The sequence below is a fragment of the Streptomyces sp. NPDC001222 genome, assembly GCF_042896945.1.
GTDB classification, from domain to species: domain Bacteria; phylum Actinomycetota; class Actinomycetes; order Streptomycetales; family Streptomycetaceae; genus Streptomyces; species Streptomyces gibsoniae.
Genome location: NZ_JBIAXT010000020.1, coordinates 54,521 through 67,826, shown reverse-complemented (window position 1 = coordinate 67,826; position 13,306 = coordinate 54,521). Strand labels below are relative to the sequence as shown.

The 13,306-nt window shown below is 69.0% G+C and carries 13 protein-coding genes and 1 pseudogene; 3 read left to right on the top strand and 11 right to left on the bottom strand.

Annotation, left to right across the window (positions count from 1 at the left end; translation table 11 throughout):
- Positions 1–70 precede the first annotated feature (70 nt).
- Positions 71–424: a VOC family protein gene (locus ACFY2Z_RS25170; RefSeq protein WP_390746357.1), complete on the top strand. Its 354-nt coding sequence runs from the start codon at positions 71–73 to the stop codon at positions 422–424.
- 189 nt (positions 425–613) lie between these two features.
- On the opposite strand, the gene ACFY2Z_RS25165 is transcribed toward ACFY2Z_RS25170, so the two are convergent.
- Together ACFY2Z_RS25165 and ACFY2Z_RS25160 are read right to left on the bottom strand one after the other, a co-directional pair.
- Positions 614–1,600, bottom strand: a complete 987-nt coding sequence (locus tag ACFY2Z_RS25165; protein WP_390746356.1) for an SDR family NAD(P)-dependent oxidoreductase — start codon at positions 1,598–1,600, stop codon at positions 614–616.
- Positions 1,601–1,857: 257 nt separating this feature from the next.
- A pseudogene (locus ACFY2Z_RS25160) lies at positions 1,858–2,193 on the bottom strand (helix-turn-helix domain-containing protein); the annotation flags it as partial.
- 209 nt (positions 2,194–2,402) lie between these two features.
- Between ACFY2Z_RS25160 and ACFY2Z_RS25155 the strand changes: the two are divergent.
- Positions 2,403–2,636, top strand: a complete 234-nt coding sequence (locus tag ACFY2Z_RS25155; RefSeq protein WP_390746355.1) for a hypothetical protein — start codon at positions 2,403–2,405, stop codon at positions 2,634–2,636.
- A 116-nt stretch (positions 2,637–2,752) separates the two neighbouring features.
- Here ACFY2Z_RS25155 and ACFY2Z_RS25150 read toward each other — a convergent pair whose 3' ends face one another.
- The 3 genes from ACFY2Z_RS25150 to ACFY2Z_RS25140 all read right to left on the bottom strand — a co-directional run bounded on the left by ACFY2Z_RS25150 (position 2,753) and on the right by ACFY2Z_RS25140 (position 4,525).
- Positions 2,753–3,385, bottom strand: a complete 633-nt coding sequence (locus tag ACFY2Z_RS25150) for a GNAT family N-acetyltransferase (protein WP_390746434.1) — start codon at positions 3,383–3,385, stop codon at positions 2,753–2,755.
- An 82-nt stretch (positions 3,386–3,467) separates the two neighbouring features.
- On the bottom strand, positions 3,468–4,007 hold the full coding sequence (locus ACFY2Z_RS25145) for a GNAT family N-acetyltransferase (RefSeq protein WP_390746354.1): 540 nt from the start codon (positions 4,005–4,007) through the stop codon (positions 3,468–3,470).
- 74 nt (positions 4,008–4,081) lie between these two features.
- Positions 4,082–4,525: a MarR family winged helix-turn-helix transcriptional regulator gene (locus ACFY2Z_RS25140; RefSeq protein ID WP_390746353.1), complete on the bottom strand. Its 444-nt coding sequence runs from the start codon at positions 4,523–4,525 to the stop codon at positions 4,082–4,084.
- Positions 4,526–4,651: 126 nt separating this feature from the next.
- Here ACFY2Z_RS25140 and ACFY2Z_RS25135 point away from each other — a divergent pair, with 126 nt between their 5' ends.
- The gene (locus tag ACFY2Z_RS25135; RefSeq protein ID WP_390746352.1) at positions 4,652–5,044 is read left to right on the top strand and encodes a nuclear transport factor 2 family protein; all 393 of its coding nucleotides are present in this window, start codon (positions 4,652–4,654) and stop codon (positions 5,042–5,044) included.
- A gap of 45 nt (positions 5,045–5,089) precedes the next feature.
- Here ACFY2Z_RS25135 and ACFY2Z_RS25130 read toward each other — a convergent pair whose 3' ends face one another.
- The 6 genes from ACFY2Z_RS25130 to ACFY2Z_RS25105 all read right to left on the bottom strand — a co-directional run bounded on the left by ACFY2Z_RS25130 (position 5,090) and on the right by ACFY2Z_RS25105 (position 13,016).
- Entirely contained in the window at positions 5,090–7,156 is a 2,067-nt protein-coding gene (locus ACFY2Z_RS25130; protein ID WP_390746351.1) for a phosphocholine-specific phospholipase C, read from the bottom strand.
- Positions 7,157–7,402: 246 nt separating this feature from the next.
- Entirely contained in the window at positions 7,403–8,419 is a 1,017-nt protein-coding gene (locus ACFY2Z_RS25125) for an MASE1 domain-containing protein (protein ID WP_390746350.1), read from the bottom strand.
- Positions 8,416–9,747: a PP2C family protein-serine/threonine phosphatase gene (locus ACFY2Z_RS25120; protein ID WP_390746349.1), complete on the bottom strand. Its 1,332-nt coding sequence runs from the start codon at positions 9,745–9,747 to the stop codon at positions 8,416–8,418. The genes ACFY2Z_RS25125 and ACFY2Z_RS25120 overlap by 4 nt, the downstream gene beginning before the upstream one ends.
- Positions 9,747–9,959, bottom strand: coding sequence for a hypothetical protein (locus ACFY2Z_RS25115; RefSeq protein ID WP_390746348.1), 213 nt, complete (start codon positions 9,957–9,959; stop codon positions 9,747–9,749). The genes ACFY2Z_RS25120 and ACFY2Z_RS25115 overlap by 1 nt, the downstream gene beginning before the upstream one ends.
- A gap of 741 nt (positions 9,960–10,700) precedes the next feature.
- Positions 10,701–11,273 (bottom strand): carbonic anhydrase, encoded by a 573-nt coding sequence (locus ACFY2Z_RS25110; RefSeq protein ID WP_390746347.1) that lies wholly within the window; start codon positions 11,271–11,273, stop codon positions 10,701–10,703.
- A gap of 381 nt (positions 11,274–11,654) precedes the next feature.
- On the bottom strand, positions 11,655–13,016 hold the full coding sequence (locus ACFY2Z_RS25105; protein ID WP_390746346.1) for a glycoside hydrolase family 3 N-terminal domain-containing protein: 1,362 nt from the start codon (positions 13,014–13,016) through the stop codon (positions 11,655–11,657).
- Between the last annotated feature and the right edge of the window lie 290 nt (positions 13,017–13,306).

Sequence of the window (13,306 nt, the reverse complement as noted above, 5' to 3'; positions counted from 1 at the left end):
ACGCTGAGGTGTGAAGTGGGGGATGGTGTGGTGACGGCCCGCGCGATCGCTGTCCTGGCAAGATAGGCACATGGAACGAGTGCTTGGAATCGGCGGATACTTCATGCGAGCCGCCGACCCGGTGGCCTTGAATGCGTGGTATCGCGAATGCCTGGGCCTGGACGCCGATGAGCACGGCCTGTGGCGTCAGGAAGCCGGGGCGACGGTGTTCGCGACGTTCGAGTCCGAGACCGACTACTTCGGGTCTCGCGCCCAGCAGACCATGCTCAACTTCCGAGTTCGCGACTTGGACGCGATGCTCGCGCAACTGCGCGCCAAGGGAGCGGACGTGGCCCAAGACACTCAGGAGATGGAGGGTGTCGGTCGATTCGGCTGGGTGACCGATCCTGAAGGCAATCGGATCGAGCTGTGGCAGCCCGCCTGACCATGACTGACGTGTTCGCGTGCGCCGAGGTCCAAAACGTCAGGCTGCCCATCGAGGGCGCCAAGGCCCACCAGCGCTCGGCCGGAGGTTCCCAGCCGAGCGCGAGTCGGTGTCGATGGAATCCTGCGCTCGACGAATGAACAGCCGGCGCTGAAATCGACGCAGTGAGTGGCGTTTTGAGGGGGCTGCTTACGCGCCCACTGCGGCAAGCGACAGCGCCCAAAGACGCTCGGCGGCGTCCGGATCGAGCGCGAACGGGGCTACGCCGCCGGAGGAGGTCCCCACGGCCTCAAGCGTCAGTGTCTCCGCCTCGTTGCAGTCCTCGAAGTAACGACCACCGATGCCCTCCAGCACGGCGGAGGTCGCGACCGCCACGCTCGTCGCGGCGCCCTGGGCGGTCGTCTTGAACCGGAAGGGCGCGCCGAGGATTTCTCCGGCTTCCCCGGCTGCCGCAGCGGCGCGCAGCTGTGCGGCCTGCTCCGGGTCCATGTAGCGAGAAAGGTTGGTCTCCATGATCACGCCGGGGTGGACGGCGTTGGCGGTGATCCCGTCGGCCGCCCAGTGACTGGTGGCTCCGACCGCGAAGAGCACGTTGGCGGTCTTCGACTGTCCGTAAGCGAGCCACGGGTCATAGGCACGGGAGCTGAAGTTGATGTCGTCGAATTCGACCGGCGAGGCGTGGTGGCCTCGGGAACTCAGCGACACGATGCGCGCGTTGCCGGCAGCCGCGAGTGCGTCGTGGAGGCCGAGCGCGAGTGCGAAGTGGCCGAGATGGTTGGACGCGAACTGCATCTCCCAGCCGTCCGGTATACGGTCGAGCGTGGGCAGAGCCATCACTCCGGCGTTGTTGACGAGGATGTGCAGCGGCCCGGTCCAGGCGCTCGTGAAGGCGGCGATCGACTCCCGATCGACGAGGTCGACCGGCCTGACATGCACGGCGTCATTGCCGGTCGTCTTACGGATGTCGGTCGCGGTGTGCTCACCGGCGTCCGTGTTGCGGACCGCGAGCGTGACCGAGGCCCCGGCACTCGCGAGGGCGCGGGCGGTCTCGGCGCCGAGCCCCGACGAGGCACCGGTGACGACTGCGTGTTTACCGGAAAGGTCGACGCCTTCGACCACCTCGGCGGCCGTCGACTCTTCTCCGAACGGGGTGTGGATGCGTTGGGTGGATGTCATGATCTCAAGTCCTGATAACTGATCGACTATCTGTCTCTCACCTGAACAAGTGAGGGGATTTCGGTCCGGCGGACCGATGGAGGATCGCGCGGTGCGCCTCCTCAGGCAGGGGTCTTTGCGTTCTTCGCGGTGAGGCTGGTGACGGCCGCGTCACGCCGATGGTCCTGAAGTTCCGGACCTTCGGGGCGCGGTTCATGGCTGAGGATGCCGAGGCGACCCAGGGCGTGCTGCTGTGGCGCAGCGCGATGTGCGGCGTGCACCACCGGCCGCAGACGCGGTGCGCGGGCCGGGCGGCGGCGGTGCGGGCCTGGTGTTCCGGGCCGGGCGAGTTCGAAGAGGTAACCGCGCTCGGTGTCGTCCAGACGCAGAGCGTGGGCGACGGCCTCCAGCACCGCGTCCGAGACGTGGGGGTGGCGGCCCTGTTCGAGGCGGGCGTAGTAGTCCGTGCTCACCCCGGCCAGGCGTGCGACCTCCTCGCGGCGCAGCCCCGGCACCCGGCGCGCGCCGCCGCTGAAGGCGCCCCCCGCGTCCTCGGGGCGCAGACGGGCCCGCCGCGAGCGCAGGAAGTCACCCAGTTCGCCGTTCTGCTTCATGTCGCCAGTGTGTCGCCCGCAGGGCCGTGACGGGCCGGTGAAGGTGGACCAGCCAGACCTAGGTTCAGCAAGGCGTACGTACGGGCTCCGCACCCTCGCAAACGGCGCAATGCTGCACGGCAGGGCAGCTGCCTCGCCGGCGACGAGGGCGGAAAACCTCCCCTGACCTGCAACTCGTCACCCAGGGGTGATCAACACGATGTGTGTGGGTGACGAAGAAGGGTGTCGTGCTGGTGGACGCCTCGCCGTTCCTGGGGGGCAGGCTGCTGGCGGCGATCGAGGAGCAACCCAGGCGCTCCGCTCGGCTGATTCACGGCCGCTCCTCGTACGAGGAAAGTCCGTTTCCCGTCGGAGGCCATCTGCGAGGCGGCGCTGCCCTCCTGGTTCGCATCCGGCGTCGCGTACTGCGGGTGTCTGCGGGCGCCCTGCGCCCGCCCTGTTGAACCTGGGGCCGGGGGGTCCACCTTCGCTTAACTGCCGTGCCACCGCGGCGGGATGCATGGACCCGAAGGCGAACTGGGCGACTCCCTGGACTCCGTACACCCGCTTCGAGCCTTGTTCAGGGTCGGCGCCCCCGAGACAGTCCCCAAGGCGACGCCCGGCCGCCCCGTTCGGGCCACCCGCGGTGCTCGAACCAGTCCGGCGCGAGGATCGACATCACGACGGCGTCCACCCGCTCGCCCTCCCACAACAGCGCGTCCCGGAGAACCCCCTCGGGAACGAAGCCCACCTTCTCGTAGACGCGGCGGGCTCGCGGATTGAACGCGTACACCTCGAGCGAGATGCGGTGCAGCCCCAGCCTCTCGAAGCCGTAACCGACGATCAGCCGGGTCGCCTCGGTTCCCAGCCCGCGTCCGTGGGCACCGGGCACGAAAGCGATACGGAAGTTGCAGCTCTCGTTGCCCGCGTCCCAATCGTTGAGGACCGCCTCGCCGACGACGTCCCCCGTCGGCTTCTCCATCACCGCGAGGTCCAGACGGTCATCGTGGTCAGCACGCGTGCCGTACCACGTCCGTAGCCGTGCTTCGTCGGGCTCGCCCTCGGCGTGGTAGCCGGTCAGCCGCATCGTCTCCGCGTCCTGGAACATGGGCATGAGCGCGTTCGTGTCGTTCACCGTGACCGGTCGCAGCGCAACCAGCTCTCCGTCCAGCGTGGGCTTGAAACGGAACCCGGCTACCGGAAACGTCCCCATCATGATCAGTCATTCCCGCAGTGTGTCCGGCCCACGGACCTGCCGTCACCGAGTTGTCGGTAGAGCGTCCTGGAGGGAGACGTCACATCCTCGGACCGCGGCGGATGCGGTAGAGCACGTTCGAGCGCAGCGGTCCTTCGGGTGCGGTGGGGTCGTCGAAGTCGTCGGCCGGGTTCCGGGTCATGCCGATCCGACGCATCACCGCCTGTGAACGGAGGTTGGCGGCTGTGGTCACGGCGAGGATCTCGGGAAGCTCAAGCGCCTCGAAGCCATGGGCCAGGACCGTCCGTGCGGCCTCGGTGGCGTACCCCTGGCCCCAGGCCGGGCGGGCGAGCCTCCAGCCGATCTCCACTCCGGTGAACGGCATGTCGTCGTCCACCTGGTCCAAGCCCGCAAAGCCGATGAACTCGCCCGTGGCCTGCACCTCGACCGCCCACCATCCGTAGCCTCGTCGGTCGAACTCGGCCTGGAACCGCGCCACGGAAGCATCGCTCTGTTCGCGGGTGAGCAGGTCGCCCAAGTGTTCCCGGACCTCGGCATCGGCATTCATCGACGCCCATGGTGCAAGGTCCGAGTCACGCCATCCGCGCAGGGTGAGGCGATCGGTGTGCAGTTCTGTCATGCGCTCAGCCAACGTGAGCCCCGGGCCTCGAGGCAATCTCTTTTCTTCGCTCCGAGGTCCGGACGGGACAATCTTCAGGCGAACGGTCCGTCGTCGACGAAGCGCCGGAGGTGGGCGGCGAAGGTTCGGGCTTCGTCGGCCGACCATGAGGCGAGGCCGGCCTCGATGTGGGCGGACAGGCGCTGGCGCAGGACTTCCACCGTCCGCTCGCCCTCGCTCGTGAGGGCGAGCAGCGTCGCACGCCGGTCCGCGGGGTCCGGTTCACGTCGTACGAGCCCTGCCTCCTCGAGCCTGGAGGCGCGACGGGTGACGCCGGAGCGGTCGAGTCCGGCATCGGGGGCCAGCTCGGCGGCGCTTCGCGGCCCGGTCCTGGCCAGCCCGCTGAGCACCGGGTAGGTCAGTTCGTCCACGGCATCCCCCAGACCGGCGGTCAGGGTCCGGTACAGCTCCACACGGGTGCTGCGTTTGAGCAGTACGCCCAAGGCGTCGGCGATCTCATGCCCCACATCGTTCTTCATGCCTCCCAGATTAGCGTGCGTGGCGCACGCGCATGGGCTACAGTGATGCAAGAAGCGTGCGCCGCGCACGCACTTCCGGTCGGGGCACCCCTGGGAGGCCCCTTGGACACCACAAAGGATCGCGTGATGAATCGCACCGGCATCGCCACCGCACTGACCGACCTGCTCTTCGACTCCGGTCTCGACCTCCGTGAGGCGGCCGACCGGCACTTCGCCCCCGACTACCGGCAGCGCACGGACGGCCGGTGGGACGACCGCGACGGCTTCCTGGAGCACATCGCCCACCTCCGTACGGTCGTCGTCGAGGGGTCCGTCGAGGTCCACGACGAGATGTACGACGGCACTCGCTACGCCGACCGTCACACCGTCCACGTCACGAAGCGGGACGGATCCACCGTGCGCACGGAGGTCTACCTGTTCGGCGAGTTCGCATCCGACGGCCGTTTTCGCCGTATCGAGGAAGTCACCCTCATGCTCGAAGGCTCCGATGCGGATCGGAACCTGGGCAGCGCTCGCTGAGGAGGGGATTCGGTCCGCACCCCGGGCGAGGTGCGGACCGATGGCTCAGCCGGTGACGCTGGCCGCACCCGTCTCGATGTGGCCCACGAAGCGCCGCGAGAAGGAGCTGTCGGCGTTGACGGTGACGGTGAAGTCGTACCAACCGCCGTTGTACGCCACGGCGTTGAAGTAGTCGTCCGTGAACTGTCCGGCGGTCACCCGATAGGTCCAGGGTCCGTCGCCCCGGTAGTTGTTCGACGTGATGGTGAAGGTCACGTCCGCGGCGGTCTGGTTCGTCATACGGAACCAGACCGCCTGCTTACCGGTGTTCGGGGCCGGGGCGTAGAAGCAGCCGACCTCGATGCCCTTGGCCGGCCCGAGGGCATTGCCGGTGAACCGGCGCAGGAAGCGGTTGGGGCCGACGACACTCAGGTCGTAGAGGCCGTCGCCGTAGCCGCTGCCGACGTTGATGTAGTCCTCCACCTGGCCGTCGGTGTGCGTGGCGGCGTCGTAGGGGTCGACGGTGTACTGCCACGGGCCACCGCTGCGGTAGGCGTTGGCGTAGACCGAGAAGTGCACCGCCTCGGTGGCCTGGACGCCCTGGTTCGCCAGGTCGATCCAGGCCAGGACCTGGCCGTTCGCGTTGTAGTCGAACCGGCCGATGTAGGCGTTCGGCTGGTACGGCAGGGCCCGGGCCGGCTTGGTGCCCGGCTCCTGCGCGGGCAGCGCGTTGGTGTTGGAGCTCGGGTTCGGCAGCAGATAGCAGTGGACCTGGCCGATGACCGTGCTGGTGGAGGGCAGGGACGGCATCCCGTAGACGGGGGAGGTGAAGTCGAAGCAACTGGTCAGGTCGCCGGTCACCTTGCGGCGCCAGGCGCTGATGCTCGGGCAGCGCGCGGGGGTGCCGAGTGCCGTCGTCCAGGTCTCCAGGAACTGGATGACCGACGTGTGGTCGGTGACCTGGGAGTTGACCCAGCCACCGCGGCTCCAGGGCGAGACCACGAACATGGGCACCCGGAAGCCGAGACCGATCGGCGCCCCGTTGACGAACTCGTCCGAGGTTCCGGCCGGCGGGACCGGCGGCGGCACATGGTCGAAGAAGCCGTCGTTCTCGTCGTAGTTGACGAACAGAACGGTGGAGTTGAAGACGGCCGAGTCCGCGTTGAGTGCCTGCATCACCAGGTTGATGAAGTGCGCGCCGTCGTTCGGCGGGGCGGAGGGATGCTCCGAGAAACCCTGGTTGGCGACGACCCAGGAGACCTGCGGAAGGGTGCCGTTCAGTACGTCGTGCCGGATGGCGGCCGCGATGTCGTCGGGCGTCGAGCCGGTGGCTCGCGGCACCGACGCCATGCCCCGGTCGTACAGCGGGTTGCCTGCCGAGGCGTTGGCGAACGCGGAGAAGTAGGCGAGGCCGTTGTCGCCGAAGTTGTCGCCGGCGTTCTGGTAGACCTTCCAGCTCACGCCCGCGTTCTGCAGTGCCTCCGCGTAGGTCTGCCACTTCAGTCCGGACTCGTCCGCGCCGTCGTACGCGGGACCGCCGGCGGTGCCGTTGGGGTCGATCATGCCGCCCCACAGATAGGTGCGGTTGGGGCCCGTCGCGCTGAGGATCGAGCAGTGGTACGCGTCGCACAGGGTGTAGGCGTCGGCGAGGGCGTAGTGGAAGGGGATGTCACCGCGGTTGAGGAACCCCATGGTGCGGTTGGTGCCCTTGGCGGACACCCAGCTGTCCATCTTGCCGTTGTTCCAGGCCTTGTGCTGTGAGGACCACCCGTGGTCGAGCGAGCCGTCGCACTGGGCGAGCCGCTCACCGTCGACGCCGAGCCAGGGCGATGTGGCGCTCATCGACCACGGGTACTGGCGTCCTGCTCCGGACGGCTGGTTGAAGACCGAATAGCCGCCCGGCAGCGTGATGGCGCTGCGGTCGGCGAAGCCCCGGACGCCCTTGAGCGCGCCGAAGTAGTGGTCGAAGCTGCGGTTCTCCTGCATCAGGACGACCACGTGCTTCACATCGGTGATCCCCCCGGATACGGCCGATGCCGTTGCGTGCTCCGTGGTGGGCAGGGCGTCCAGCCCCAGAGCAGTGCCGACGACGGCTGCTCCTCTGAGGAACGTACGGCGGTCGAGCGGTGACACATGGACCTCCGAAGGGCGGGTGGACGAGAGGACAGGCAGGGTTACCTTCGATCCGTTGCGTGGCCGAGGGCCGAGGGCCAGCCAACATGGGCATGAACCTTTCAAATCCCTCTTGGACCAGACTCGTTATCCAATCGAGATGAAGAGTGTTCGTGCACAATCGGGGCGCGGCCGTCGCCGGACCGGGGCTCCTCGGCCGGGCGTCGGCTGTCCCTGGCGGTGCTGCGAGGATCACGAGTCGATCGATCACGACGGACGCGTAGGTCCGCCGTTCTCCCCCTTTTCGCCCCCGTCGACGGGAGGCGCCGACGGCCCGCCGGTGTCGGGTGCGATCCGTGCCGTCATCTCGGCCAGCCGCCTACAGGTTTGTTCGATTTTCTCCTGGGTCTGGTTCCGTTCGGTGATGGCTGCGGAGAGCAGCAGCGCGGTCATCGCGGCGGCTCCGTTGAACGCCTGTAGGGCGATCATGTCGGTGAGAACGGTGTGCCCGGCGAACGAGCCTGATCTGCGGGTGGCGGCGAGGATCGCCCCGGTGGATGCGGCCAGCGCACAGGGTGCGGCTCCGGAGAGCTGGAAGCGGAAGGCGGCCCAGGTCACCAGCGGGAAGGCCAGGAAGATCAGCGGGACCGGAGCGTTTTCGAGGAAGCCGACGCCGATGGCGGCCGTGACGAGCAGCGCTCCCTCTTCCCAGCGGATGGGTGGGGCGTGCTTCGGCCAGTGTGCCGAGCGAAGGACGAGCAGCACGGGGGTGACCACCAGAACGCCCATCGCGTCACCGGTCCACCAGACCCACCACGTGGACCAGAATCCGTTGGCGGGCAGCGCATGGGCGAGGCGCAGGGCGACGCTGCCCACCGTCGCGCTGATCAGCATGCTCGTGAGCCCGCCGAGGAAGACCAGTGCGAGCGCGTCGCGGAAGCGGTCGACAGCGGTGTGGAACCCCGCGCGGCGCAGGAGCGCGTACGAGCACAGGGGCGCAAGGGTGTTGCCCGCCGTGATCGCGAGCACGGCGGGGACCGATGGCCCGAGCGAGATGTTGATCAGGAACGCGCCGAGTGTGACTCCGGGCCAGACCCCCAGGCCGACCAGGAGCAGGCCGGCCACGGCGATGCCGGTCGGCGGCCACAGCGGGGTGACCTGGCCGCGTACGAGTTCCTGGAGCAGCCCCAGCCTGCCGGACGCGTAATAGAGCGCGGCGACGGCGCAGATCTGCAGAACTTTCATGCCGCCGCGCCGGAGCCCGTCACGGTGAACGGCGGTCATCGGGGGGTCCGCAGGGCGAGGACGGCCATGTCGTCGTGCCCGTCGCTGGGGTGGTGGTCGGCCAGTGCCTGGACGAAGTCCTGCAGGGGCAGGGCTGCGTACCTGATGGACAGTTCGGCCAGTGCGTCAAGGCTTTCGTCGATGGGGTGGTCGGGGTGTTCGATGAGCCCGTCGGTGAAGAAGACCACGGTGGAGCCCGGAGGCAGGGGATGGGTGTGGTCCGGGCGGTCTTGGGCGTAGGAGACGTTCAGCGGCAGTCCGGGCTCGGCGGACAGGTACTGCGCCCGGTGGTCGGGGGTGATCAGCAGAGGTGGGACGTGGCCCGCGGTGCTCCAGTGCAGCCTCCAGGCGGACCCGGCGGGTTCGATACGCGCCAGGCTCGTGGTGGTGACGGGGTTGTCGGTGATGGCCTGCAGGGTGCGGTCGAGCTGGGCGAGGATCTCGCTGGGCGGAGTGCGTAGATGGAACAGCAGAGCGCGCAGCATGTTGCGGGTGGAGGCCATGGCGGCCGCGGCAAGCAGGTCATGGCCGACCACATCGCCGATGACGACCGCGGCAGCGCCGTCGGGCAGCAGGATGGCGTCGTACCAGTCGCCGCCGAGCGGGCTGGGTTCGGCGGCGGGGCGGTAGATGGCGGCGGCGTCAAAAGGCCGCATGTCGGACAGCGTCGGCAGCAACAGCCGCTGGAACTGTTCTGATCCGGCACGAACCTGTTCGAAGAGGCGGACGTTGTCGATGGCGACGCCGGCGGCACTGGCGAGGGCGACGAGGATGTTCTCGTCGTAGACGTCGAAGGGCTGTCCGTCGCGTCGCTCGGAAAGGTAGAGGTCGCCGTAGATTTTGCCGCGAATGCTGACGGCGACGCCGAGCAGGGTGCTCAGTTGCGGGTGGCCGGGCGGGAACCCGACGGAGGCCGGGTGGCAGGCGATGTCGTCGAGCCGCAGGGGCTCTGGGTGGCGGATGAAATGTCCGAGCACGCCCATGCCGCGCGGAAACCCCACTTCGGCCAGGGCCGCGCGTTCCCCCTCGGACAGGCCGACGGCGATGAACTGCTCAAGGTACTCACCGGACTCGTCGAGTACGCCCAGTGCCCCGTAGCGGGCGCCGACCAGATCCATGGCGGTGGTCACGATGCGGTGCAGTACCGAGGGCAACTCCACCTCCCTGGTGATGGCCACCACCGCATCCAGCAAGCCCTGGATCCGGTCCTTCGCCGCGGCCAGGGCGCGCAACTGCTCGTCGATCCGGCTCAGTTCGGCGTCCAGACGCAGCAGCAGGTCAGGGTGGGGCGGACGCCTCGGCGCCTGCCCCTCCTCCCCGCCCGCCATCACGTCGTCCCGGCGGCGCGGTACACGCTCCCGGTGGCCTTCTCCTCCGGGGCCACGCAGCCGAACTCGTCCAGGCACAAGGAGCCCACCGTGCTGAAGCGGGCGATCGCCGAGCTGAGGTGCATGGCGGCCGGGGCCTGCTTCGTACGTGAAAACTGCGCGGCCCGCACCGACGCGGTCTCGGGGTGCTCGGCGGTCCTCGCGGGGCTCATGCGCTCGTGCCCTTCTGGTTCACGGTTCTGGTGGTCGGCTTCGACTGCCGGTCGTACGGGGCCCGGTCCGGCAGCGGACGGACGCGGAACCGCCGATGGACGGCGCCTCGCACGCAGCGGGACCACCTTCGCCGCGACCCCGCCTGTGCTTCACGGAGGTGCGGACGGCCTCATGCTCGCGGGCGCCGAGGTCCGTCTCCAGGGTTTGGTTCTCGACGACCTTGCGGGCTCGGAGGGCCACCGGGTCGGTGCCGACCGATCCGAACTCGAGTGCGTCCTGCATCCCGGCGATGACAGCGGTGGCCAAGAACTGTCCGTAGCAGCGGAACCTGTGGCTGATGCGTACGCCGCCCGGCACCTCGAACGCCTCGGCCTGCCCTCGTCCGCCGACGCCCGCGCCTTCGTCACGGCGTTCCGGGGCACTCGGTGGTTCCGGACCGACGTCTGAGTCGAGACCTCGGGGTCCGCCCTGCGGGCACGGCGCATCCGCATGTACAGCCACTCATGGGAGCGGTACACCCCGGCCTCCTGACACGACCGTGATCAAACGAGGCCACAGCGTGACACGGCCGAACAGTCCAACCCGCTCATTACTCCGCGAGTGGCATGCCCTGACCACCGCCCGGGCGACACATGGCCTCCGCCTGCCACGGTGGCTGTCAGCACCTTCGGGTCGCCTCGGTGAGGTGGTGCGGTCTCTTTCGCCTGCCCCGCAAGCTGTCCACTTCCTCCGACGCGTCATCAGGAGGGCGCGCCGTCCAGGACCTCCACCTTGCCGGTGTCGAGCGAGTAGTAGGCGCCGACCACGGCGAGGGCGCCCTTGTCCACGAGCGGTGCCAGGTCCTGGTTGGAGCGCAGCGCCTTCGCGGTCAACCTGACCTGAGCACGGGCCATCGTCTCGACCGGGTCCGTGCCCCCTTCCCGTACCGCCTGCTGGTACGCCGGCCGCAGAGCCCTGGCGATCGCCTGCAGACTGCCGGGCAGCCGCTTGCCGTCCTGCAAGGCGCCGTACGCCGCCTTGACCGCGCCGCAGCGCTGATGCCCGAGGACCACGACGAGCGGAGTGCCACTCGTCATGGGGCCGTACTCGACGGAACCGGTGACGACCGGGCCGACCGCCGTCCCGCCCGTGCGCATGACGTAGAGGTCACCCAGTCCGGTGTCGAAGAGGAGTTCGGGGGGCACGCGGGAGTCGATGCACGAAAGGATCGCTCCGAAAGGCTCCTGCTCCTGTGCCACGAACTGACGCCGGTCCGGGTCCCGGTCGGGGTGTCGTAGATCTCCGCTCACCCAGCGCTTGTTGCCTTCCACCATTCTGGCGAGGGCGGTGGCGGGCGAGGTCGGGCGTGCTTGCGGCTCCGGCGAAAGGCCTTTCGCGGTCGGTTCCGTCCTCGTCGATGAACAGCTCGCGAGCACGGTCGTCGCGCCCACAAGCCCGCCGGCGAGCAGGGTTCTCCGGTCCGGGCGTCCTGCTGTGTCCATCGGTCGTTCTCCTCAGCCGCTCCGACACGTCCGTACGTCTTGGCCGGGGTGATTGTGCAGGGTGGCGCGGGTGCCCCCGAGGCAGGCGCGAGCGGCTGCGGGCCACGTCGCCACCGACGGCCCACAGAAAACGGTGCCATCGGCCGTACGCGGCCCGTCCGGTCAGTGCCCGCGCCAGCCACCTTTCGTCTTGGGCTGCGGACTGTCCGGCGTTCAGCTGCAGACGAGCAGGCCCGCGTTCTGCTTGGCGGTGAGGATCCGACGCACGCTGTCGTTGACCTTGGCGCGGAAGGCGGCGTCTTGCTGCATCCGGGTCTGGACCGCCTGCGCCATCGCCGGTACGACGTCCGGCCGCACCGTAAGGATCATGTTCCCGCCCGCCGCAAGGAAGTTCACCGCTCGCTGGGCGGGGGTGAAGGACCGTACCGCCACCGCTTGGCCGAGGTCGTCCGAGATGACCACGCCCTTGAAGCCGAGCTGGGTGCGCAGCACTTGACCGATGACCGTCGGCGAGAAGGCCGCCAGATGGTGCGAGTCGATCTTGGTGTACGTGGCGAGTGAGATCATCACGAACGGCGAACCCGCCCGGATGCCGTTACGGAACGGGATGAGACTCGCGCTGCCGGCGCTCGTCACCGAGTCCTTCACGTTGGCGGTGGTGTCGGTGTTGCCGAGCACCTGGCCCAGCCCGGGAAAATGCTTGAGCGTGGTCATGACGCCCGCCTGGGCGAAGCCGCCGGCGAAGGCGCCGCTGTGGGAACTCACGACGTCGGGTGTGTGGCCGTACTCGCGGTAGTAGCGGCCGATCGGGCCGTTGCGGGTGCCGAGGGAGGCCGGGACGACATCGGCGACCGGAGCCAGGTTGAGGTTGACGCCGGCGGCCTTCAACTGCTTGGCCCAGTCGGTCGCCCGGCTGCGGAGGGTCGTGGTCGACCAGCTGCCCTGGGTCAGCCCGTTGGGTATGGTCGAGAACCCGGGGCCGCTCAGCACCTGCACCTGGCCGCCCTCCTGGTCGGTGGAGACGAACATGCCCACGCGATGCCCACCGACCTGGTCCGCCTGGCTCCGTACGCTGTCGACCACTGTCTTGGTCGCCCGTGTGCCGGCGGTGCTGCGCCCGGTCAGCATGATCGACCCCACGTGGTTGGCCCGCAGAGTTCGCACTTGAGCCTGGTCGGGCCGGGCCGCGGAGACGCCGCCCATGAAGAGCTGTCCCACCCGCTGCGCGGTGGTCATGGCGGAGAAGTATTTGTCGACACAGGTGGCGGCGGCGAGCGGCGGGACGACGCTCGCCGCCGCCGGAGCGGTGACGGTGGCATCCGAAGCAGCGATTGCGGCCGAAAGAGTGGTGGTGGCCGAGGCCCCCCCGGTGGGAGAGTAGCCGGGCAGAGAGCCGGTGGCGCCAGGAGCCTGCGCGCCAGGGCTGTTCGAGGCGGCTCTGACGGAGTCGGTGGCATTCCCGTGCGCGGCCGCTTCGCCGCATGCGGAAGCGGCCAGTACCAGGGAGACCAGTGGGGCCGCCGTGCGCAGAGCCGTGGAGCGGCGTCTGCCGAGCCGCCGGGCGCGTATCGTCATCGATTCTTCTCCTGTCCTGGATGCACCATGGACCGTCCGCGACGGCGGGACCCGCCTTGCTTCTGTTGCGCTGAACAGGGGGTGCCGCGTCACCTCGACCGCGCGCGCAGTATGTGGGTGCGGCGCTTCCCTCGGGGGCGGACGGTGCCGTGAAACGGATGGGCTGGGGTGTGCGGACGCCGTAGGTGAGGGGGCCGGGGGCCTGCCTCGAGACCCCGAGGCATCTGGCCCGTTCCGGTGGATGGCGCCGCATGTCAGGATTGCGATCTGCCGAAGTCCTGGCCGGCCGG

Bases quoted from the DNA above. Each gene is read 5' to 3' on its own strand.
- ACFY2Z_RS25110 (WP_390746347.1), bottom strand. From the start codon at position 11,273: ATGGTGGAAGGCAACAAGCGCTGGGTGAGCGGAGATCTACGACACCCC.
- ACFY2Z_RS25165 (WP_390746356.1), bottom strand. From the start codon at position 1,600: ATGACATCCACCCAACGCATCCACACCCCGTTCGGAGAAGAGTCGACG.
- ACFY2Z_RS25120 (WP_390746349.1), bottom strand. From the start codon at position 9,747: ATGGCGGGCGGGGAGGAGGGGCAGGCGCCGAGGCGTCCGCCCCACCCT.
- ACFY2Z_RS25135 (WP_390746352.1), top strand. From the start codon at position 4,652: ATGAATCGCACCGGCATCGCCACCGCACTGACCGACCTGCTCTTCGAC.
- ACFY2Z_RS25125 (WP_390746350.1), bottom strand. From the start codon at position 8,419: ATGACCGCCGTTCACCGTGACGGGCTCCGGCGCGGCGGCATGAAAGTT.
- ACFY2Z_RS25140 (WP_390746353.1), bottom strand. From the start codon at position 4,525: ATGAAGAACGATGTGGGGCATGAGATCGCCGACGCCTTGGGCGTACTG.
- ACFY2Z_RS25105 (WP_390746346.1), bottom strand. From the start codon at position 13,016: ATGACGATACGCGCCCGGCGGCTCGGCAGACGCCGCTCCACGGCTCTG.
- ACFY2Z_RS25145 (WP_390746354.1), bottom strand. From the start codon at position 4,007: ATGACAGAACTGCACACCGATCGCCTCACCCTGCGCGGATGGCGTGAC.
- ACFY2Z_RS25115 (WP_390746348.1), bottom strand. From the start codon at position 9,959: ATGAGCCCCGCGAGGACCGCCGAGCACCCCGAGACCGCGTCGGTGCGG.
- ACFY2Z_RS25150 (WP_390746434.1), bottom strand. From the start codon at position 3,385: ATGGGGACGTTTCCGGTAGCCGGGTTCCGTTTCAAGCCCACGCTGGAC.
- ACFY2Z_RS25170 (WP_390746357.1), top strand. From the start codon at position 71: ATGGAACGAGTGCTTGGAATCGGCGGATACTTCATGCGAGCCGCCGAC.